Below are 20,225 nucleotides of genomic sequence, written 5' to 3'. Positions count from 1 at the left end.
CTCGGAGGGCGGCAATGACGTCGGCTGTGCTGGCCGGCCTCGGCCTCGTGGTGCCGCTCTCCGTGTCCGGGCCGGTCCGCCAACGGCTGGTCATCCGGGAGCAGGCTCCGAGCCGCCGGATCTTCAGATCCGTCCCCATCTCCGACGACGATGTGGTGGCGATGACCTGGATGCATTCGGTCGACAAGACCCCGTGGTGGGAGTACTACTCACCCGTCGACGGTGAGCTCGTCCTCGACTGCACCGAACTGGCGCTGATGGGGGCGGGCACTCCGTTCGACGCTCCGCAGACCGAGATCGACGGAGACAAGGTGAGACTCTGCGGACTCGACGAGCACTTCCCCGCGGTGCGGTGGATCCACTCCCATCGAGTCCACCACCGCATCTACCTCGACGGCGAGCTCATCCTGCCGACTCGAGCGATCGACCACCACGTCCGTGCCGAAATGATCGTGATCGGAGACCGATGAATATGACGAACGACAACAGCTCTCGGGCAGAGACGAAAGAAGGAACCGCAGAGGTCGTCTCCGTGTCGGCCGAGTCCGTGTCCCCGGACACGGTCGAAAAGTACGATCGGGAGTCTCGGACTCGCGACGTCTGGTCGACGAAATGGTCTCTGCCGCTGACGGCATTCGCCGTGGGACTCTCGCTCTACCAGATCTACTATGCGCTCTTCGGCGGGCCGCCGACTCTGGTGCATCGCGGCATCCATGTCGGGGCGATCCTCGTGCTCTGCTTCGCCATCCAGCGCTTCCGCCTCAGCGAGAAGCGCAGGACTCCGCCGTGGTACGACTGGCTGTTCATGGCCGGATCGGTTGCGATCGCCGTCTACCTCGGACTCGTCTTCCAGAAGCTCGCCGTCAGCGGCGGACGCTTCGACACGATCGACGTCGTCTTCTCGGTGATGGCGCTGGTCCTCGTCCTCGAGGCCTCTCGGCGCGTGACGGGGCCGGTTCTGCCGATCCTTGCGATCCTGTTCGTCGTCTACGACTACTACGGGCGGTCGATGCCCGGTCTGTTCCGGCACCGAGGGTACGACCTCGACCGGATCGTGACGTTCATGTACCAGTCGACGGAGGGCATCTTCTCCACAGCGATCGGAGTGTCCTCGACCTACATCTTCCTCTTCATCCTCTTCGGCGCATTTCTGCAGAAGTCCGGGATGGGGCAGTTCTTCAACGACATCGCTCTGGCTCTGGCCGGTCAGGCCAGGGGAGGACCGGCCAAGGTCGCCGTGCTCGCCTCGGGGTTCCTCGGCTCGATCAACGGCTCAGCGATCGCCAACGTCGTCACCACCGGTGCGTTCACGATCCCCATGATGAAACGAGTCGGTTACCAGCGGAACTTCGCCGGAGCCGTCGAATCGGCCGCCTCGGTCGGTGGACAGATCATGCCGCCGATCATGGGCGCAGCCGCGTTCATCATGGCCGAGACGCTCGGCGTTCCCTACACCGAGATCGTTCTCATCGCGATCATCCCGGCTGTGCTCTACTATCTGGCGATCCTCGTCCAGGTCCATATGCGGGCCACGAGCCAGGGACTGCGGGGCATCAGCCGGGAGAACCTTCCGGCAGTGAGAGAAGTGATGAAGGAACGGGGGCACCTGCTCCTGCCCCTGCTGTTCCTCCTCTACATGCTCTTCTTCTCCGGAACCACCATCCTCTTCGCGGCGGTGACGACCATCTTCGTCACTGTGATCGCCTCGATGCTGCGCAAGTCCACGCGCATGTCCCTGATCGACATCATCTATGCCCTGCGGGATGGAGCGGTCACGGCGATCTCGGTCGCCGTGGCGTGTGCCTGTGTCGGCATCATCGTCGGAGTGGCCACTCAGACCGGATTCGGTGTGAAGCTGGCGGGCACGATCGTCACGATCGGCGGCGGATACCTCCTGCCCACCCTGCTGATGACGGCCGTCGCGTGCATCATCCTCGGCATGGGGCTGCCGAGCATTCCGGCCTACATCATCGTGGCGACGATGGCCGCTCCGGCACTCGTGCAGCTCGAAGTGCCGGCGTTGGCCGCGCACCTCTTCGTCTTCTACTTCGGCCTGTTCGCCAACATCACCCCGCCGGTGGCGCTCGCGGCCTTCGCCGCTGCCGGTCTCTCGGGAGGCAGCCCGATGCGGACCGGGTTCATCGCCATGCGGCTTGCCCTCGGTGGCCTCATCGTCCCGTTCGTCTTCGTCTACCAGCCCGAACTGCTGATGCTCGACGGAACCGGCTTCGACACTGCACGCGCGGCCGTGATCCTGCTCATCGGAGTGATGATGATGTCCGTCGCGGCAGAGGGACACTTCCTGGTCCCGCTGCCGGTCTGGCTGCGGTTCGTCATCGCCGTGGCCGCGCTGGGGCTGGTGACGCCGAACGTGTCCTACGATGTGATCGGCGCAGCCATCGCCGTGGTGGCATTGGCCGTCATCCTCGTGATGGCCAAACGACAGGACAGGTTGGCGTGGAAGGAGATCTGAGCAGCGTGCGGCGGCCGGGCGCAATCTGCTCGATCAGGGTGTGAAGCTTCGAGTTCGAGTATTGAGACTGAGTGTCCGCGCAACGGACACATTGGGCACACTTGATGCCGACCATCTCGTCAGATGACGCACTCAGCAAGGAACCGGAGCTCAGCCATGCCGTCCGCACCCACACCCCAGACCACCGTCGGGGCCGACTCGGCGCCGTCGACCTTCGCCGGACGACTGCGGCTCATCGGTCCGGGGATCGTGCTGGCATTGGCCAGCGTCGGCGCCTCCGACATGATCACGACGATGAATTCGGGGGCCGAGTACGGTCTCGCGCTCATCTGGGTCTTCACCGTCGGCATCGTCCTCAAATTCGTGCTCTCCGAAGCGGTCGCACGACTGCAGATGAGCGGGGACCGGTCACTGCTGTCCCATCTGACGCGCTTCGGCGGACGGACCTTCCCGGCCCTCTTCCTCATCGCCGAACTCCTCGTCGGCCTGTTCTTCGGTGCCGGAGTCATCGCGGTGACGACGAATATCCTGCAGGCGATCTTCCCCGTCCTGCCGTTCTGGCCGACGGCGATCGTCGTGCTGGCCTCCGCGGCGGTCCTCGTGGGCATCGGCCGCTACGGCATTGTGGAAAAGGCGATGATGGGCTTCGGCGTCATCATGTTCTTCGGCATCATCGCCCTGGCCATCTCCGTGTTCCAAGGTCAGGAGGCCCAGCAGGTGGCGGTGGGGACCATCGTTCCGACGTTCCCGAACACCTCGATCATCACGGTGATGTCGCTCATCGGAGGAGTCGGGGGAGCGACCGGCATCCTCGCCTACTCGTTCTGGATCCGCGAGAAGTCCTGGCGCAGCGAGGACTGGAAGCCCGTCGTCCGTCTCGATCTGGTCATCAGCTACGGCCTCGTCCTCGTCTTCGCCGTGGCCATGAGCGCCGTGGGAGCCTTCATCCTCTACGGTCAGGGCTTCACGATCTCCGACAACGATGCGCTGTTCGCGATCGCCGACAGCCTCATCGCCCGCATCGGCGAGGTGGGCCGCCTGATCTTCCTCATCAGCTTCCTCGCCGTGGTCTACACGAGTGTGCTCGGCGGGTTTTCCGGCATCGCCTACGTCACCGCCGACTGCCTGCGCGTGCTGCGCCGCTACCCGCACCAGGACGAAGCAAAGCACGAGATGTCGGCGAAGTCCGTCGAATTCCGCGCAGCGCTGGTCTACCTGTCCATCGCGACCCTGGCCATCATGAGTCTGGGCCAACCGGTCACGCTCGTCCTCATCTATGCCGCGATCAGCGCCTTCATCCTGCCGGTGCTCGCGCTGGCGCTGCTCGTCATCCTCAACCGCTCATCGGTGCCGACCGAGCTGCGGAACACGAAGTGGTCGAACGTGCTGCTGGGCATCTGCCTGGCGCTCTTCGGGTTCCTCGCGGCGCTGCAGGTGAGGGAATCCGTGATGGGGCTGCTCGGCTGAGCTGAGATCGCGCTGTCTGCCGCAGAACGAATCAATGTGATTCTGCTCTTTGAGCCGCTGCGGCCCACAACTGTGCAGAGCTCTGCGGGCACGCAGATGAAGCAGACCTGTCATATTGCAAAGCCATAGCGATGATTTTGCGGTTGCTCTAATATGTAAGAGACGTTGACAGGAGATATTTTCGAATTGATTTGACTTGAGGTGTCGTGTGCAGTCACAGTTGCCGCGAATTCATGGTGATGCAGGGTCTCGTGTGAGCCGTCAGGGGTTACGACTGCGACCTCGTTCGGTTCGACGCGAAATCACCGTAGAATGCCGCAATCGTGTCACCACGAGAAATACGACGCAGGTTGTCGTAAACACCGCAGTGCCCCAAGTCCCACGGCGTAATCGCCGATGACGGCCGGAGAACCCGGCCGCAGGCAGTCCGCTGAGACCGTCGATGAACTGATCCGCGCATTCGACGAACACGATGAGCTGAACGCGACTGATCGTGCCAGGGAACTGGTGGCCCACGGGTGTGGTGAGTCCGTTCTCGATGCGGCGGCCGACCACGCATCGACGAACCGTCTCGCGATGAATGTGCTGGTGGAGACGCTTGATGCCTGCGGCATTGTGCATCGCTTCGCCGGCGCAATGCTCTTGGACAGGGCCTCGGTCGACGATGTGGCCCAGGAATCGCTCATCTCGATCGTCGAATCCATCGACTCCTACCGAGGCGGCAGCAGGTTCAGCAGCTGGGCCGACACCATCGTGCAGCGGCGAGTGGTTGACTACCTGCGTCGGCAGCGAGAGTCGACGCCGCTCGACGATGAGCACTCGCCGACGGTGCGCATGAGTTCCATGATTGCCACGCAGGCCACGGTGCGCGAGGCCCTGGAAAGGCTCCCGGAGATCTATCGGGTCCCGGTTGTGCTCCGAGACATCGAAGGACTGCCCTACGCCGAGGTGGCCAGGCGGCTCAATCGCAGCCAGGGGACCGTCAAATCTCAGATCAGCCGGGGCCGAGCCATGATCGCAGGGATGCTGGGAGATGATCGACCGGGAACGGAAACCGAAGGATGACCACACGACTGGCGCATTACCAGGTGGGAGAGGCGATCGGTGCAGGCTCTTTCGCGACTGTTCACCGCGCCGTTGATGAGCGTCTCAACGACACGGTGGCGATCAAGATCCTGGCGGAGAACCACAGTCTGAATCCGGAGATCCGCGAACGCTTCATCGCCGAAGGACGGAGTCTTCGACGGGTGGGCGGGGAACACGTCATCACCGTCTACGATGTCGGAGAATCAGAGAGGTTCCAGCCCTACCTCGTGCTCGAACTCGCCGACCGAGGGTCGGTGCGGGACCGTCTCGATCATCTCTGGGGCAACGGCTGGCGAGCCACTGCCGATGATGCGCTTGCCTTCGCTCGACAGTTGGCTGTCGCGGTGGCGGCTGTGCACCAGGCAGGTCTGGTGCACAGGGATCTGAGTCCGGGGAACCTGCTGCTCACGCACAGGAGCCCCGCCTCGGCGGAGGATTCGAGCGGCGCAGCCGATTCGGCTCTGATTCGAGCCGACGAACGTCTGGTCCTGGCGGACCTCGGGATGTGCAAGGATCTCGCCCTGAATTCGGGGGTGACCGTCTCAGGCGGCACCGAGGGATTCCGCCCACCCGAACAGAGCGGCCCGGGTATCGTCGATATTCGAGCCGATATCTGGGCCATGTCCGCGCTGCTCGCCTGGCTAGTGCGAGGCAGCGACCTCCCATCTGCGCTCACAAAGGTTCTCAAGCGGGGTATGGCGGACCGGCCGAAGCGACGGCAGGCGAATGCTCAGGAGTGGCTGAAGGAGGTCGAGGAGGCTTTGGCCCCGCCTGCGCCCGAAGTTCCCTCTGAACCGGACAAGCAGGCCTCAGCTGTGGACGCCGATACGGATGCAGAGGCCCGATCTGTCGCGTCGGCCACACGGGGCAGGCTCGTTCGCCGGCTCCAGCGAGCCCTCGTCGTCGCCGGTCTGGTGATCGCTTTGGTGGGCGGGGTTCTGCTGGGGCGGTGGGCCTTCGAAGGCAGCGGCACTCCGCCTGCGCAGATTGCCTCCAGCTCGATCGACATCACGGGACCGGACGAGATCGAAGTCGGAGAACCTGCCGTCTTCACCGCGGAGACGGACGGCGTGAACTCCTGGGTGTGGACTCTGCCCAGCCACCGATACGTCTCCGATCAGGGAACAGTGACGATCACTCCCACCAGCCCGGGTACGGCGGTCGTCGTCCTCCGTTCACAGACGCCCGAAGGCGAGGATCTCGAGGTTCGACACAGCGTCCAAGTGGTCGAGTGAAGATTTCTTCGCCGCTCATGCAACCAAATGCCGTTGCGCTGCGACTCACAGATGAAACACCAACTCAAGGCGAGAGGAACTCATGACACCGATCAAAGCTCAGCGCAGAACCTGAGTTCCACAACTTTAGTGCCCCGCAAAACGGTCCGGCAGTAGCTCACCCGCGATTTTTCTCGCTTCCCCGGTGACCTCTGGGTCGAAGGTGATGTCCTGCCCACCCACGTGGCCGGTGAACTCCCGCAGCGGCCGCAACGATGTGATGATCTTCTTCAGCGACGCCCCAGTCGTGTCCTGTATGAACCTCGATATGGCCAACGCGGTGAACACGACTGTCAAGTGAGCTTCGATCGCATCTCTGGTGCGGTGGAAGATCGGCCTGGCTCGTAGGTCGGTCTTCGACATCCGGAAAGACTGCTCGACATGCCACAGGTCGTGATAGCTGCCGATGACCTCGGCCGCAGGCATGGTTCCGACGGGAATGTTCGTCACGTAGCCTTTGAACCCTGTCAGCTTCATCGCCCGCTCATAAGCCTTCTCATCGAAGGCTTTCTCCTCATCAGTGACTTTGACGAACCGAGCCTTCTTCGCCGGCTTGTCACCGTCGATGATCGCCAACGCCCGGTTGCGCTGCAGGTTCAGCGTCTGCTCATCCCGCATCGCCCGTTTGCGCCGGCACTGCCACACCACTCGCCACGCATGAGGATGCTCTTTCGCTGACCAGACGGGTTCGCGTCTTTTCTTCATCCGCTCAGGATCAAGCCGCTTGGTTCCTTTCGGGGTGATCGTGTCGATGATCTGCCCATCCTCGGTGTACTCACCATTCCACCGAAAATGCGTCGCCAGATCGTGTGGAGCTTTCGTCTGCCTCGACCCGACGATGAATCGCAGCCCAGCGTCATCGAGTTCTTTGAGGTTCTTTGCCGACAGCATTCCGGCGTCGGCGGCGACGACCATGTCTGTGACGTGGTGGCGTTCTTGGAAGGCTTTGATCACGGGAATGAGCGTGTGGGTCTCTGCTTTCGATCCTTCGAAGCAGCCGATCTCTAACGGCAATCCTGTCCGGTCGACGAGGAGTCCAACAACGATCTGCGGGTCCACGCGGCGTTCTTTGGAGTACCCGACCTGACGCAGAGAATCTTCCTTCTCAGCCTCTAAATGTCAAGCCCCGGGTTTGATGGAGAGTTTTCTACTTGGAATTCATCAGCTGGTGCACGAGCTAGGTGTACTGACCGGACACGTTGATTGAACTTGGCGCGGGGCATTCATCCAACTTCCCGGTGTGGCGTCGCTCCAAAACGAATCGAAGCGACGTGGTTCTGCGAAACACTGCTGTGAAGCTTGTCTTTCGTCAGGCCTCGGGGCTGCGGCCCGGTTGGCCTCGCTGGATGAGGGTCGCAATCTGCACCCGATTGGTGAGCCCCAGTTTGGTCAGAATGCGTGACACACACGCTTTTACGTTGCCCACACTCATGTATTGCTGGTTGGCGATCGCTGCGTTACTGAGTCCTTGGGCGATAGCCAGTGCCACTTCGGTCTCCATCTCGCTCAGCAAGGAGAGCGCATCGAGGGACTCCTGACGGGCTTCGATGCCTTGAGTGAAGGCGGCCACGAGTTTTCGGGTGACCGCAGGGGCTAGAGCGGGTTCACCGCTGTACGCCCGGCGGATAGCTGAGGATAGCTCTTGGGGACTGGCATCTTTCAGCAAGAATCCGTCAGCGCCGGCTGCCAGCGCGTCGCGGATCATGTTGTCTGTGTCCCAGGTGGTGAGCGCCAGCACACGAGGCGGGCGTGGGTCCTGCTTGATCGCGCGTGTCGCCTCGATACCGTTCATGCCAGGCATGCGCAGGTCCATTAGGACGATGTCGGGGGCGACATGCCTGATCTGGTTGATAGCTTCCCGGCCGTCACTGGCGGTGCCTACGATCTCGAGGTCGCCCTGCTCGGAGAGCATGAGTCTGATGCCGGCGAGGACGAAGGCGTCGTCGTCGACCACGATAAGTCGAATCATTGGCTCTCCCGCATGGGGATGGTGATCTCGATGACGTGGGTGCTGTCGTGGATGGCGTGCGCGAGGCTACCTCCGCAAAGGTGGACCCGTTCGGTGATCCCCTGAAGGCCGAACCCTGGCAGAGTCGAGCTGGATTCGTTCACAGGGTTGATCACTTTGAGGAGGTAGTGATCGGCCTCGCTCCGCAGTCGGACGTGAATACAACCAGGGCTACCGTGTTTGTGCGCGTTTGTAATGGCTTCCTGAACTATGCGGAAGACGTGCCGCCCGGCACCGGGTGCCAGGCCGCTGCCGTCTGAGTCCATGTTGACTTGGACAGGGTTCGCCGGAGTGCTGGCTTCGTCGGCGAGCCGGGGCAGATCGGTGATGCCCGGTTGCGGGGCATGTGGCTGGTCCTCACGCAGGTCACTGAGGATGTCACGGAGCTCGGACAGCGATGCACGGGCGTTGGATCTGATTAGTGCTCCTGCTTGGATACGTTCGTCGTCAGCCATCGTGGTGCGGTGTTCCAACGCTGCGGAGTGCATACTGATCAGGCTGAGGCGATGAGCCAGAACGTCATGCATCTCGCGGGCGATGTCCAGTCGTTCTTGGATCTGAGCGGCCATAACGGCGCTCTGCTTTTCGCGGGCGAGGGCCTCGTTCTGCTCACGTAAGGACCGGACGAGACCCCGATGAGCAGCGATGGTACTGCCCCATGCGACGAAACACTCAACGCTCAACCCGACGAGGGCGAGCCCCCACCAGGAGCTTTGGTAGGCCCCTTCTGGGGTCCATGGCAGTTGCCATCGCAACAGAGCCAACGCCAGGTAGGCCGCACCTGTGGCCTGGCCGCGCCAGAAGCCGTGAATGCCAGCCGATCTCGAGACGTGGAGAAGAGCTGTTCCGCAGGCCGCAGTCGACACAGCCGACAAGGCCAACCCCGCGCCCGCACGACCCTGACGAGCCAGCCACAGCGCCAGGACGCCGACCGCGGCGTCACCCAACAGCCACCACGCTGGCACGGCTACTCGGTTACCGGCAGCACTGTCAAGAGCGCACAGGAGCACGAACAGGACGCTGGCTGCGCCCAAGAGCATGCCAGCGACTCTTGGAGGATTCTTCACCCCCTCATCTTAGGAGGCGGCCATCTTCTACACTGGGTATCTTTCGGCCAAACCTGACGACAGTGGACCAAGCTTCCTGGTCATGTGCGCCGGCAGTCTGGTCGACTGCCCGATCCATTCCGAACGCCCGCCTCCTAGCGTTGACTTCGGCGAACGTCGCCATTTTCATACTTGGGAGGAATCGGTGGAAATCGCATCCAACATCTTGCTGGTGGCCAGCTTGCTGTGCCTGGCAGCATCTGTCGTCACAGCATTCGCACAGGTCATTAAGGACGGGCTCAAGGGCGTGAAGTTCATGCCATCAGGAGCCTTCTTTGCCATGTATGCCATCACCTTCGCCTTTTGGCTCTTCCTGTGAACCCCGTGGTGGAGGTCGAGAGCCTCGAAGTCAAGTTCGGTGACACATGGGCTCTGTCCGGCATCGATCTCACCTGCGACCGGGGCCATATCCATGCGTTGCTCGGGCCGAACGGAGCGGGCAAGACCACCCTCTTCAAAGCAATCCTGGGAGCGCTGGATCACGAAGGGGTGATCCGTACGGACCCTCAGCCGTTGCGGATGGGGCACCTCATCGAATACCCCGCCTTCTACGCGCGGCTGACCGTGCTCGAGAACATGCGCCTGCACGCCGACTACCTAGGTGTCTCGCACGATCAGATACCGGCACTTCTAGCGCTAGTTGGACTCGAACCCCACATGGGACTTCGCTGCAGCCAGACCTCGTTGGGAATGCGTCAGCGTCTTGGCGTCGCACGAAGTCTGATCGGTGATCCCCAACTGCTTTTGTTAGACGAGCCCACCAACGGGCTTGACCCCATGGGCATTCGTGCATGTCGTGAACTACTCAAACGAGTACGTGACGAATGCAACGTGTCCATAGTCGTCTCCAGTCACAACTTGACCGAAGTAGCAGCGCTGGCAGACCGGTTGACCTTCCTCAAAGCTGGACGCGTCATCCACTCAGTCTGCAGAAATGAGGAATCCCAGCAGGATCTGGAAGACCTCTACGTCTGCCTTATGCGGAAGGACAACTGATGACCCATCTCGTTCTCAATGAATGGCGCAAGCTCCGCAGAGAAAAGGGATTGTGGTTCGCACTCGCTCTGCACCTCGCACCTTGGGCGATGGTGACAATTGCGGCTCTCATAGGGGCCACCGCCACTGGTCCATCGCGCTACTTCATTCTGCACAACCAGTCCATGCTCGTCACCGGCCTCGTGGCCTGCGTAGTAACCAGCATCGCCTTCCACGTCGAACTGGGTAACCGCACATGGTTCGACTGGCTCACCCAGCCACAGGGCGCAACACGGCTCGTCACAGCAAAACTCCTCTCCATTGCCACGATCCTCGCGTCGTTCGTGGCGCTGTCGACAGTGCTGATGATCGTCCTGATGCTCAGCAGCGGCGCACGTACAGAGATCTGGCGGATGACCATCGCCTACCTCACTCTCCAATGCGGCACCTTCGCAGTTATGGTCGCCCTCAGTGCAGTCCTGTGCGTCCTGACGCGCAACGTCGTGATAGTCAACATCATGGGCGTGGGTGTCGGTATGGCCACGATGGTCGTGATGGGTGCTGACTTCTCGTGGGCTTTGCCCACAGCTTGGCCCTACCGGCTCGGGCTGACATTGCTGGACGACGGCTACGACTTCCCCTGGAACGGTTCTCTTCCCAGTGGTGCTGCCATCTATGCCGCGTGCACTGTCCTAGCGCTCCTCATCGCCGCCTCGTTCGCCAGACGCCCCAACGTGATAAACGCTCCTATGCGGTAATCACCTCTTGTGAGGGGCCGGACCCTATCACCGGCATTTGGCCCAATCAGAACCACGAAGTCACACGATCACCGATCGTCAACGAAACACTTGTGCTGCTTCTGCATCGCAACTCCATCGACCGCCCCTCAGGTCGCTCGCCTTCCTGTGGCGGTCCCGTCACCAGGAAGGTTCCTTTATGTCTCACATCAATGCCGCCCTCACGCCCCGCCACCGACTGATCGTGGCCCAGCTGGTTGTCGAAGGCGATTGGCCAATCAGCGAGGTCGCTGCACGCTTCCAAGTCTCCTGGCCCACCGCCAAACGATGGGCCGACCGCTATCGAAACGGTGAGTCGATGCAGGATCGTTCTTCACGCCCACATCACTCGCCGAACAAGACCAACCACAAGACCATGCGCCGTTGCATCGCCCTGCGCCTCCGACTTCGCGAGGGACCCGTGCAGTTGGCCCGCCGACTCGGCATCGCGCCGTCGACAGTTCAACAGATCCTGGCCCGTGTGCACCTAAACAGGCTCTCGCACGTCGATCGCGCCACCGGCGAACCCGTTCGTCGTTACGAGCACGCCCACCCCGGCTCCATGATCCACGTCGACGTGAAGAAGCTCGGCAACATCCCTCAAGGTGGAGGCTGGCGCTACGTCGGCCGACGGCAAGGCGAGAAGAATCGATCCGCCACACCCGGCAAGCCCCGCAACAAATATAGCGACCCGTTGATGGGCAAGGCATACGTCCACACCGTCATCGACGATCACTCCCGTGTCGCCTACGCCGAAGTCCATGACGACGAGACTGCCCTCACCGCCGCCGCTGTCCTCGGCCGGGCCGTCGAGTGGTTCAACCAGCGCAACATCACCGTCGCGCGTGTCCTCTCGGACAACGGCGGAGCCTACCGGTCGCACATATGGCGAGACGCCTGCGCCGATCTAGACATCAAACACAAGCGCACCCGACCCTATCGGCCGCAAACCAACGGCAAGATTGAGCGATTCCACCGCACCCTGACTGACGGTTGGGCCTACGCCCGCTGCTACAACTCGGAAGCCGAACGCCGAGCAGAACTTGAGGGCTGGTTGCACTACTACAACCATCACCGACCCCACACAGCCTGCGGGGGCCAACCACCGTTCTCACGATTGATCAACGTCCCCGGTCAGTACAGCTAGGCAACCCGTGGCAGCGCACTGAAATTGTCTGCTCGGAACGCGGCGGGAGTCGCCCCACCGAGCGCTCCGTGAGGCCGGTACGTGTTGAACCAGTGCACCCACTCGGCCGTGGCGATCTCGACATCATCAATGCTCCTCCACGGACCCTTGTTCCGGATCAGCTCGGCCTTATAGAGTGAATTTAACGCTTCGGCCAGGGCGTTATCGTACGAATCGCCCTTCGACCCGACAGACGCGACGGCGTCTTGTTCGGCCAGGGCCTCGCCATAGCGAATCGCTCGATATTGGACCCCGCGGTCCGAGTGGTGCACCAGCCCGGACAGGTCGCCACCGGCACGTTTTCGCTGATAGATGCCCATCTGCAAAGCGTCAAGAGCCAGCTTGGTATGCAACGATCTCGAGACCTGCCAGCCGACGATCTCGCGGTTGAACACGTCGGTGACGAACGCGACGTAGACCCACCCTGTGAACGTGTGCACATAAGAGGGGGCACCTCCCGCTTGCGGGGGAATATCGGCCACCCACAGCCGGTCAGGAGCGAAGGCGGCGAAGTGCCGATCGACGAGATCGGCCGGGCAGTTCTCCCGCGGTGCTGACCTCGTAGTGTTCGGTGCCTTCGCCCGTCTTATCCCGTGTAGATCGAGGTCTTTCATCAGGCGTTCGATCGTGCATCGGGCCGCATGCCCGCGACCATGCGAGTCGGGTTCGCGGTTGAGCACGATATGCATCTTCCTGGCTCCGAACGCATCGTAGTTGTTCGCGTGGATAGTACTGATCTCCTCTTTCAGGATCTGGTCACGTTTCTGCCTGTCCGAAGCTGGGCGCTGTTTGCGGGCATAGTAGGTACTCGGAGCGATCTTCACGCCGGCAGCACGCAGCGTGGCACAGATCGGCTCGACTCCGAATTCGTCCTTGTGCTCGTCGATGTAGGAGCAGACTACTTCGAGGGGCGGTCGAGCTCCGCCGCGAAGAAAGCCGAGGCCGACTTCAGGATTTGATTGGCTCGGCGCAGTTCCCGGTTCTCTTTCTCGAGGTCTTTGATTCGATGGGCTTCAGCGGTGGTGGTGCCGGGCCGGTCGCCGGCATCGACCTGGTCCTGGTTGACCCAGGACCGCAGTGTTTCTGGGTTCACGCCGAGCTGGTCACCGATGCGGCGGAAGATGCCGCGGCGGGCACCAGGGTCGGCTTCGAGAGCGTCGCGGACCATGCGCACTGCTCGTTCACGAAGCTCGAGGGGATACTTCTTTTGGGGCATGACAGGGAAGTCCTTTCCGTGGCTTCACTGTCTCCATTATTCCCGGGGCGAATCACGATGATGACGGTGACGTACTTGCTGCCCCGGCGGGTGTGGGACCACACGTACTCGTCCACGCCGATGACGCGGACCCCGTCGAGGCGGGTGGGATCGTTGATCAGCAGCTGCTGGCCGGTGGCCAGAATCGCATCGTTGGCGGTGTTCCAGGCGACTGCGAGCCCGGTGGCGATCCGGGCGACGGACAAGCGATCGATGACCACGCCCTTGAGCGCCCACAGCGCGGCGTGCCGGGAGAGGACAGCGCGGGGCTCGGCCGCGGTCGAGGTGTCCTGGCGCCACACGCTGCGGCAGTCCGGGCATCGGTAACGACGCACTCTGACCTGCAGCGTCGTGGGACGCCAGCCCAGCGGGACGTGGGCGAGACGCCGGATCACCGTGCCCCGGGAGACGCCTTGCTGGCCGCAACCGTGGCACCAGTTGTCCGGTTCGAGCACGCGACACTCCAACACCGATCGGTGCGGCTCGATCAGCTGGCCCGTCACGGTTAGGCCCAGCCGGTCAAGCTGGCTGAAGGTATCGAGATCGGGCGCGGTGAAGGTAGCGTTGAGCACGTCGAGGTCTTCCAGATGGCGAGCGTAGGAACTTCCATCATCGGGAGACCTCGACGTCTATCCCGACACCGCCGCGCCGCCAGCTCCTACACCCTCATCTGTGAAGAGCCGGATTACGTCGCCAGTTCGTACTGGTTGTTGTCCGAACTCGCTATACAGGATTGCGGAGCCGTCTCGGACGACAATCACTTTCACGCAGTCGTACGAGAGAGGGCCTACGGCATTTTGTATCGTGCGTGTGCGTGCACGTATCACTCGATGCTCACGCGGCGCCAACAGACTCATCGGGCATCGTCGACTAGTGCCCTCGCCGAGAGATCGTGCAAAGGTGTGTCTGCTCCGTTTCTTGTCATATCGACCAAGAGGGTCGACTGTTAGGCCGGAGTGCTTTCACTCATGAGTGCCAGGCGTAGCGGACCTCGACAGCAGGGTGTCTCGCGGGCCAGATTGAGAACTCCGCTGCTGTCGAGGCCGCACAGGAAGCGCTTAGCGCATGACCTGAACCAGTCGGACGAGCTTCATCGGCTGCAGATGCTCTTGGTTGGCAAAGAACCCTTCAGGCACGCTCGAGGATTCATCGACATCCTCTTGAAGCTGCCAATCGTGTTCTGCCAACCATTTGCCCATCTCCTCCGGTGTCGATGAGCACTGCCAAGGCTCACCCTGATGGCCTGCCATCGCCGCTACGGCCTTCGCGTACTCGGCTCCTGGTTGGTCGCGGAATTCCGGGGCGAGGTGGTAGTCGAAGATGAGCCTGGAGCCTGCCGCGAGCTCTGACAGGTACCCGAGGAAGGTGCGGCAGTCGGCAGGATGGAGGTACATACTCACGCCAAGCCAAACGACGAAAACCGGACGATGAAGATCCACGCCGGCCCTTCCTAGGAGTCTTACGTCGAAGCCTTCGGCGAGGTCAGCTGCGATGTGGCGTGTTGTGTCTGGCAGTCCAGCACGATCGAAGAGCTGGGTACGCCAGGCGAGCACTCCAGGGCGGTCGATGAGCCACACCTTGGCGTCAAGCGCCGATGGTAGGCGGAAAGCAGTAGTATCCAAACCTGCACCGATGACAACCACCTGGTCGACGCGAGTTTCAGACAATGAGGCGTCAGCGTAGCGAGAGCGTGCGCAGGCCGACAGACGCGCTGCAGCGAGGACGCCCACCTCGGGTTGTCCCAGCTGGAAGTCGAGCGGCGACGGGGTCACCAACTTGCACAGTTGGGCGGCAGGTTCATCGCGCAGCAGATGCGGTTGCTGGTCCACGATGGGGTGCGCTGCGCGAGCGGCGGCGGAGAAGAGGGCGGTTTGGCTTGGAGTAATTTCTTCTGTCATCTCAACTAATTACCAGGTATTCAACTAGGCTTCCAGGAGGCACGCCGGTCACGCTCAGCAAGAGCGCTAAAACAGGCTCATGGAGCAGGTTGGCGCCCTCATGTCAAAAGGTCTGCGTGTCATGTCCGTCACAACCGATAGTCAGTCGTCGCACGGTCAACACTGGCGTGGTGGCGTTAAAGCGGCTCTTCACAGATGACGGTGTAGCTCGGTTCTGAATCCTCCGGTGTCGAGTAGGGCGCGGATGACGTAGTGGGCGAGATTGCGGAAGCCGAGCGCGGTGCCACGGAGGTGCTCGAGTCGGCCGTTGATCGCTTCGGTGGGGCCGTTGCTGGTGCCGGGGTGGGCGAAGTAGGCCAGCACGTCCAGGGCCCGTCGTTTCAGGGTTCGACCGAGGGTGATCAGCTCGGTGAGCTGCGTGGGCAGGGACTGCTGAAGGTTTGGTTGACTCCTGGGTTTATGCCGCCAGGGCGACGGCCTTTTGGTGAACAAGCTCGTATTCAACCGGAGTCAGTTTACCCAATCGTCGCTGTCGACGCTTCCGGTGATAGGTCCGCTCGACCCAGTGGACGATCGCTGTGCGCAACCTCGCTCGCGTGTCCCAACGGCCCCGATCGAGGACGTTCTTCTGCAACACGGCGAAGAACGATTCCATCGCCGCATTATCACCAGCAGCACCGACCCGACCCATCGATCCGACGAGCCCGTAATGCCGTAGAGCCTGCTGGATCTTCCGAGAACGAAATTGCAAGCCGCGATCCGAGTGAACGACACACCCGGCAATCATTCCAGACCCGCCACGACGGGCCACAGCATCATCAATCGCCGCCACAGCCAGGCGAGATTTCATTCTCGAATCGATGGCATAGCCGATGATTCTGTTGCTGAACACGTCCTTGACCGCGCACATGTACAGCTTGCCCTCACTGGTGTGGTGTTCGGTAACGTCGGTCAGCCACAACTCGTTGATTGCCTTGGCAGTGAAGCCGCGTTCGACGAGGTCGTCACACACTGGCGGGCCGGGCTTCTTGCCGTGTTTCCGGGCTCGTTTGATCGTGTGCGAGAACAACTGCTGCTGCGAGCACAATCGCCACACACGACGCTCTGACGTCTGCAGACCCGCGGCGTGGAGTTCATCGGCGATGAACCGGTGCCCGAACTCGCCGATCGTCCGTATGAACGTCGTAGGCGGCATTGATCAGATGTGCCTCGTCCCAGTCCCGAGCTGAGACCGGATGAGCGCACCACTTGTAGAACCCCTGCTTGGTAAAGCCGAGCACCCGACAGGTCACTGCCACCGGCACCCCGGTGGCAGCAAGGTCACGGTACCGGCGGGTACATCATTGTGGGTGATGGCCACCGAGCTTCAAGTTCGCTTGCGAGAGGTACGCTGCGGCCTCGCGGAGGATCTTGTTCTCCCGCTCGAGCTTGCGAATGCGTTTCAGCGCTGCCGCCTGGGCGCGTGACTCCTCGACATCACGGGAGGGCTCGAGTCCGTGCTCGCGTAGCCGCGAGTCACGCACCCAGGCCTGGAGAGCTGACTTCGAGATACCGAGGTCGGCACACACCTGCTTCTGGGTCATTCCATCGTCCAAGAGCTCGAGCGCTGATTGCTTGAACTCATCGGTGTAGATCTTTGGCATGACTTCTATCCTTCCTGGAATTTATCCAGTCGTGAAGTCAACCAAACCTTCAGCAGTCCCATTACACATTTATGATGGACATTGCCGCCTGATAGTACACATTGATGTGTCCACTTCCAGGGGTTCACGCCCGAATGCTGGCTGCCGCGGTGCTGACACTGCTGACGCTGCGTGGCACGTCGAAGCCTGAGGTCTCGCAGAACGACTGACGATATCCGGATGACTTACAGCAGAGGAGCAGAGATGAGTACAGCAACGAGTTCGATCGGAAGGCAGCGCACCATCACTCGCCTGGTGGCCGTGATGGGTCTGCTCGCCGGGCTGGCCGTAGCACTGACCGGGTGCTTCGGCGGAAACAAGAATGTCTATCAGTCCGTCGGCAGCGAGGTCGCCGACGGTGGGTGGATCATCATCGACGGTGATTCCGTCACCCTGATCGATCCCGATTCCGACGGAGTCCAGCAGGCGATCGCCGATATCGAAGAGGAGGAGATCAACCCCGACTCGGATGCCTATGATGTCGAGAGGGGCGCTCTCAACGAATCGAAGGACATGGTGATCTTGGAAGAGGGCGACAGTGCCTCCATCGAATTCGTCGACGATCTGGTCCGGGTCGATGGGGCAGCGGTCTTCGTCGAGTACGGTTCCGAACTGGCCGAGAAGGACCGTGGAGCATTCGCGCCCAGAGGCTGAGCGGCGGTCTTGACTCATGAGTGATCGGGCGGTGCAGGCGAGCCCTTGCTTGCACCGCCCGACCTTGTTCCATCCCACGAACCTCTTTGCGAAGATTGGCACAGACGCGACCGGGACCAGGTCAGACGGCTGCAGACACCCGGTGACGGCAGATACCGCACAGCCCGAAGAGGAGAGGGAAGCCGATATGGGAGTCAGCGCCGAAGAGCAGATGATGATCGATACGGTGGCCGAGTTCGTCGACGAACAGGTCAAACCCGATGTCAACCGGGTCGAGCACGCCAACGGGTACCCCGAGGCGTGGATCCAGACGATGAAGGATATGGGCATATACGGGCTCGCCATCGACGAACCGTGGGGGATGGGCAAGGTCTCGACCGAAGCCTATGCCCTCATCACCCAAGAACTCGCTCGCGGCTGGATGTCGCTGGCCGGGGCGATGGGTGGACACACCGTCGTCGCGAAGCTCATCCAGGAATACGGCACGCAGCAGCAGAAGGATGCGTACCTGCCGCGGATGGCCACCGGTGAGTTGCGGGCGACGATGGCCCTGACCGAACCCGGCGGCGGCTCCGATCTGCAGGCGATGCGCACGACAGCGACCAAGGACGGCGACGACTACGTCATCAACGGGTCGAAGACGTGGATCACGAACGCCCGTCGCTCCGACCTCATCGCCTTGCTGTGCAAGACCGACCTCAGCGCTGAGCCGAGGCACAAGGGCATTTCGATCATCCTCGTCGAGAAGGGTGAGGGCTTCACCATCTCCCAGGACCTCTCGAAGCTCGGCTACAAGGGCGTCGAGACCTGCGAACTCAACTTCGAGAACCTTCGCCAGCCGCAGTCGCAGCTGCTCGGCGAGACCGAGGGCGTCGGGTTCAAGCAGATGATGAAGGGCCTCGAGATCGGCCGCATCCAGGTCGCCTCCCGGTCCCTCGGCGTCGCGCAGGCGGCGCTCGATGATGCGGTGAAGTACTCGCAGGAACGCGAATCGATGGGCAAGCCGATCTGGAAGCACCAGTCGGTGGGCAACAAGCTCGCGATGATGGCGACAAAGCTCGAAGCGGCCCGCCAGCTCGTCCTCCACGCGGCCCGTACCTATGATTCCGGAGCGCGGGTGGATATGGAGGCCGGAATGGCGAAGCTCTACGCTTCGGAGATGGCCGCCGAGGTGGCCCTCGACGCCATCCGCGTCCATGGCGGGTACGGATACTCCACCGAATACGACGTCGAACGCTACTACCGCGATGCGCCGCTGATGATCGTCGGCGAGGGAACGAATGAGATCCAGATGGATGTCATCGCCAAACAGCTCATCGGCCGCAACAGGATATGAACCCCTTCGTGACGGTGTGGGAGCGGGAAGAGCGATGGAGAAGAGCACATGAGCAACGATGACACCGTGAACCTGCAGGACTGGGTGGGGCGGACCTCGACGGTCGAGGAGGTCGCCTCGGGGGAGCGCGCGTCACGCTTGGCCTCTCTGCTCGGCCGTCAGGGCGACGAGACGGACCCGCTCTTTCCCCTGGGACACTGGCTGCACTTCTCCGAAGACGATGTGCCGATGAGTGAGCTCGGGACCGACGGGCATGTGAGGCTCGGCGGGTTCATGCCGCCGGTGGACCTGCCTCGGCGGATGTGGGCCGGCAGCGAACTCGCCTTCCACGCGCCGATCATGCCCGGGCAGACGATGTCGCGGACGACGACGATCGAATCGGTCACGGAGAAGTCCGGCAGCACCGGTCCTCTGTGCTTCGTGGTGCTGCGGCACGAGATCTCCGCGGACGGAGTCCTGGCGACGACGGATCGGCACACGATCGTCTACAGGGAGGCGGCCTCGGTGCCTGAGGGATCGGGGGCGCAAGCGCCCCGCGCGGACTCGGCGGTGCCGGCCGGATGGGACTGGTCGAAGAGTGTGCGGCCAGATGAGGTCATGCTGTTTCGGTATTCGGCGCTGACGTTCAACTCGCACCGCATCCACTACGACTACCCCTACGTCACCGAGGTCGAAGGGTACCCTGGCCTGGTCACCCACGGGCCGTTGACGGCGACCCTGCTGTTGGACGCGTTCATGTCCTCCCACGCTGAGGCGACCGTGACCGGGTATCGGTTCACCGCGAAGTCCCCGCTGTTCGCCAACGAGCAGATCCACCTCGTCGGGCGGCAGACCGAGGGCGGCGTCCATGAGCTGCAGGCTATTGCCCCTGATGGGAAGGTCGCGATCGCGGCGACCGTGACGACGGAGGGGTGAGGAACGCCCAGCCTCGGGCGAGTGTCTTTTGTCATTTAGCCGAGATTTTTCTGTGAAGCCCGTGCTGACTGCAGCCACGAGAGCGCTGTGTCGGGAGCAGAACCGGATACCGTTGCTCTAAACAACTCAAGGAC

The 20,225-nt window shown here is 62.1% G+C and carries 17 protein-coding genes, 4 pseudogenes and 1 other annotated feature; of the genes and pseudogenes, 12 read left to right on the top strand and 9 right to left on the bottom strand.

What is annotated here, in order from left to right:
• Nucleotides 1–14 precede the first annotated feature (14 nt).
• The 5 genes from IG171_RS15410 to IG171_RS15390 all read left to right on the top strand — a co-directional run bounded on the left by IG171_RS15410 (nucleotide 15) and on the right by IG171_RS15390 (nucleotide 6,261).
• Complete coding sequence (locus IG171_RS15410; RefSeq protein ID WP_212128234.1) at nucleotides 15–470, top strand: DUF1850 domain-containing protein; 456 nt, start codon at nucleotides 15–17, stop codon at nucleotides 468–470.
• Entirely contained in the window at nucleotides 467–2,473 is a 2,007-nt protein-coding gene (locus IG171_RS15405) for a TRAP transporter permease (RefSeq protein WP_212128233.1), read from the top strand. The genes IG171_RS15410 and IG171_RS15405 overlap by 4 nt, the downstream gene beginning before the upstream one ends.
• Before the next feature lie 156 nt (nucleotides 2,474–2,629).
• The gene (locus tag IG171_RS15400; RefSeq protein ID WP_212128232.1) at nucleotides 2,630–3,940 is read left to right on the top strand and encodes an Nramp family divalent metal transporter; all 1,311 of its coding nucleotides are present in this window, start codon (nucleotides 2,630–2,632) and stop codon (nucleotides 3,938–3,940) included.
• Between the two features lie 396 nt (nucleotides 3,941–4,336).
• The gene (locus tag IG171_RS15395; RefSeq protein WP_212128231.1) at nucleotides 4,337–5,005 is read left to right on the top strand and encodes an RNA polymerase sigma factor; all 669 of its coding nucleotides are present in this window, start codon (nucleotides 4,337–4,339) and stop codon (nucleotides 5,003–5,005) included.
• Nucleotides 5,002–6,261: a serine/threonine-protein kinase gene (locus tag IG171_RS15390; RefSeq protein WP_212128230.1), complete on the top strand. Its 1,260-nt coding sequence runs from the start codon at nucleotides 5,002–5,004 to the stop codon at nucleotides 6,259–6,261. Before IG171_RS15395 ends, IG171_RS15390 begins: the two co-directional genes overlap by 4 nt.
• 126 nt (nucleotides 6,262–6,387) lie before the next feature.
• Here the strand turns inward: IG171_RS15390 and IG171_RS15385 are convergent.
• From IG171_RS15385 to IG171_RS15375, 3 genes and pseudogenes are all read right to left on the bottom strand, one after another.
• Nucleotides 6,388–7,410, bottom strand: a pseudogene (locus tag IG171_RS15385) (IS1634 family transposase); the annotation flags it as partial.
• A 199-nt stretch (nucleotides 7,411–7,609) separates the two neighbouring features.
• Entirely contained in the window at nucleotides 7,610–8,254 is a 645-nt protein-coding gene (locus IG171_RS15380) for a response regulator transcription factor (RefSeq protein WP_249203739.1), read from the bottom strand.
• An 11-nt stretch (nucleotides 8,255–8,265) separates the two neighbouring features.
• A complete protein-coding gene (locus IG171_RS15375; RefSeq protein ID WP_212128228.1) occupies nucleotides 8,266–9,348 on the bottom strand; it encodes a histidine kinase in 1,083 nt (360 codons plus the stop codon).
• A gap of 211 nt (nucleotides 9,349–9,559) precedes the next feature.
• Between IG171_RS15375 and IG171_RS15370 the strand changes: the two genes are divergently transcribed.
• The 4 genes from IG171_RS15370 (at nucleotide 9,560) to IG171_RS15355 (ending at nucleotide 12,312) form a co-directional block, all read left to right on the top strand.
• On the top strand, nucleotides 9,560–9,733 hold the full coding sequence (locus tag IG171_RS15370; RefSeq protein ID WP_212128227.1) for a hypothetical protein: 174 nt from the start codon (nucleotides 9,560–9,562) through the stop codon (nucleotides 9,731–9,733).
• Nucleotides 9,730–10,410 (top strand): ABC transporter ATP-binding protein, encoded by a 681-nt coding sequence (locus IG171_RS15365; protein ID WP_212128226.1) that lies wholly within the window; start codon nucleotides 9,730–9,732, stop codon nucleotides 10,408–10,410. The genes IG171_RS15370 and IG171_RS15365 overlap by 4 nt, the downstream gene beginning before the upstream one ends.
• The gene (locus IG171_RS15360; protein WP_212128225.1) at nucleotides 10,410–11,147 is read left to right on the top strand and encodes an ABC transporter permease; all 738 of its coding nucleotides are present in this window, start codon (nucleotides 10,410–10,412) and stop codon (nucleotides 11,145–11,147) included. Before IG171_RS15365 ends, IG171_RS15360 begins: the two co-directional genes overlap by 1 nt.
• Before the next feature lie 178 nt (nucleotides 11,148–11,325).
• Nucleotides 11,326–12,312, top strand: a complete 987-nt coding sequence (locus IG171_RS15355) for an IS481 family transposase (RefSeq protein ID WP_212128224.1) — start codon at nucleotides 11,326–11,328, stop codon at nucleotides 12,310–12,312.
• Here IG171_RS15355 and IG171_RS15350 read toward each other — a convergent pair.
• From IG171_RS15350 to IG171_RS15325, 6 genes and pseudogenes are all read right to left on the bottom strand, one after another.
• A complete protein-coding gene (locus tag IG171_RS15350; RefSeq protein ID WP_249204359.1) occupies nucleotides 12,309–13,202 on the bottom strand; it encodes an IS3 family transposase in 894 nt (297 codons plus the stop codon). The genes IG171_RS15355 and IG171_RS15350 overlap by 4 nt on opposite strands.
• Nucleotides 13,161–13,289: a sequence feature (AL1L pseudoknot), on the bottom strand. Its footprint overlaps the gene before it by 42 nt.
• Complete coding sequence (locus tag IG171_RS15345) at nucleotides 13,250–13,519, bottom strand: transposase (protein WP_212128223.1); 270 nt, start codon at nucleotides 13,517–13,519, stop codon at nucleotides 13,250–13,252. It overlaps the preceding feature by 40 nt.
• A 92-nt stretch (nucleotides 13,520–13,611) precedes the next feature.
• Nucleotides 13,612–14,178: pseudogene (locus IG171_RS15340) on the bottom strand (transposase family protein); the annotation flags it as partial.
• A gap of 486 nt (nucleotides 14,179–14,664) precedes the next feature.
• The gene (locus tag IG171_RS15335) at nucleotides 14,665–15,504 is read right to left on the bottom strand and encodes an SAM-dependent methyltransferase (protein ID WP_212128221.1); all 840 of its coding nucleotides are present in this window, start codon (nucleotides 15,502–15,504) and stop codon (nucleotides 14,665–14,667) included.
• 189 nt (nucleotides 15,505–15,693) lie between these two features.
• Nucleotides 15,694–15,912, bottom strand: a pseudogene (locus IG171_RS15330) (transposase); the annotation flags it as partial.
• Between the two features lie 49 nt (nucleotides 15,913–15,961).
• Nucleotides 15,962–17,147: pseudogene (locus IG171_RS15325) on the bottom strand (IS3 family transposase).
• A gap of 243 nt (nucleotides 17,148–17,390) precedes the next feature.
• Here IG171_RS15325 and IG171_RS15320 point away from each other — a divergent pair.
• The 3 genes from IG171_RS15320 to IG171_RS15310 all read left to right on the top strand — a co-directional run bounded on the left by IG171_RS15320 (nucleotide 17,391) and on the right by IG171_RS15310 (nucleotide 20,091).
• The gene (locus IG171_RS15320; protein ID WP_212128220.1) at nucleotides 17,391–17,840 is read left to right on the top strand and encodes a hypothetical protein; all 450 of its coding nucleotides are present in this window, start codon (nucleotides 17,391–17,393) and stop codon (nucleotides 17,838–17,840) included.
• Between the two features lie 142 nt (nucleotides 17,841–17,982).
• Complete coding sequence (locus IG171_RS15315; RefSeq protein ID WP_249203738.1) at nucleotides 17,983–19,176, top strand: acyl-CoA dehydrogenase family protein; 1,194 nt, start codon at nucleotides 17,983–17,985, stop codon at nucleotides 19,174–19,176.
• A gap of 48 nt (nucleotides 19,177–19,224) precedes the next feature.
• Nucleotides 19,225–20,091, top strand: coding sequence for a MaoC family dehydratase N-terminal domain-containing protein (locus tag IG171_RS15310; RefSeq protein WP_212128219.1), 867 nt, complete (start codon nucleotides 19,225–19,227; stop codon nucleotides 20,089–20,091).
• Nucleotides 20,092–20,225: the final 134 nt, after the last annotated feature.

This window comes from Brevibacterium sp. SMBL_HHYL_HB1, assembly GCF_018208375.1.
Taxonomy (GTDB): Bacteria; Actinomycetota; Actinomycetes; order Actinomycetales; family Brevibacteriaceae; genus Brevibacterium; species Brevibacterium intestinavium.
Note: the sequence above shows the minus strand (reverse complement) of the source record. Positions and strands in the feature narration are given on the sequence as shown.

Excerpts from the sequence above, each read along its gene's own strand:
- IG171_RS15355 (WP_212128224.1), top strand. The coding sequence starts at position 11,326 with ATGTCTCACATCAATGCCGCCCTCACGCCCCGCCACCGACTGATCGTG.
- IG171_RS15375 (WP_212128228.1), bottom strand. The coding sequence starts at position 9,348 with ATGCTCTTGGGCGCAGCCAGCGTCCTGTTCGTGCTCCTGTGCGCTCTT.
- IG171_RS15400 (WP_212128232.1), top strand. The coding sequence starts at position 2,630 with ATGCCGTCCGCACCCACACCCCAGACCACCGTCGGGGCCGACTCGGCG.
- IG171_RS15395 (WP_212128231.1), top strand. The coding sequence starts at position 4,337 with ATGACGGCCGGAGAACCCGGCCGCAGGCAGTCCGCTGAGACCGTCGAT.
- IG171_RS15345 (WP_212128223.1), bottom strand. The coding sequence starts at position 13,519 with ATGGTCCGCGACGCTCTCGAAGCCGACCCTGGTGCCCGCCGCGGCATC.
- IG171_RS15410 (WP_212128234.1), top strand. The coding sequence starts at position 15 with ATGACGTCGGCTGTGCTGGCCGGCCTCGGCCTCGTGGTGCCGCTCTCC.
- IG171_RS15310 (WP_212128219.1), top strand. The coding sequence starts at position 19,225 with ATGAGCAACGATGACACCGTGAACCTGCAGGACTGGGTGGGGCGGACC.
- IG171_RS15360 (WP_212128225.1), top strand. The coding sequence starts at position 10,410 with ATGACCCATCTCGTTCTCAATGAATGGCGCAAGCTCCGCAGAGAAAAG.
- IG171_RS15405 (WP_212128233.1), top strand. The coding sequence starts at position 467 with ATGAATATGACGAACGACAACAGCTCTCGGGCAGAGACGAAAGAAGGA.
- IG171_RS15320 (WP_212128220.1), top strand. The coding sequence starts at position 17,391 with ATGAGTACAGCAACGAGTTCGATCGGAAGGCAGCGCACCATCACTCGC.
- IG171_RS15390 (WP_212128230.1), top strand. The coding sequence starts at position 5,002 with ATGACCACACGACTGGCGCATTACCAGGTGGGAGAGGCGATCGGTGCA.
- IG171_RS15335 (WP_212128221.1), bottom strand. The coding sequence starts at position 15,504 with ATGACAGAAGAAATTACTCCAAGCCAAACCGCCCTCTTCTCCGCCGCC.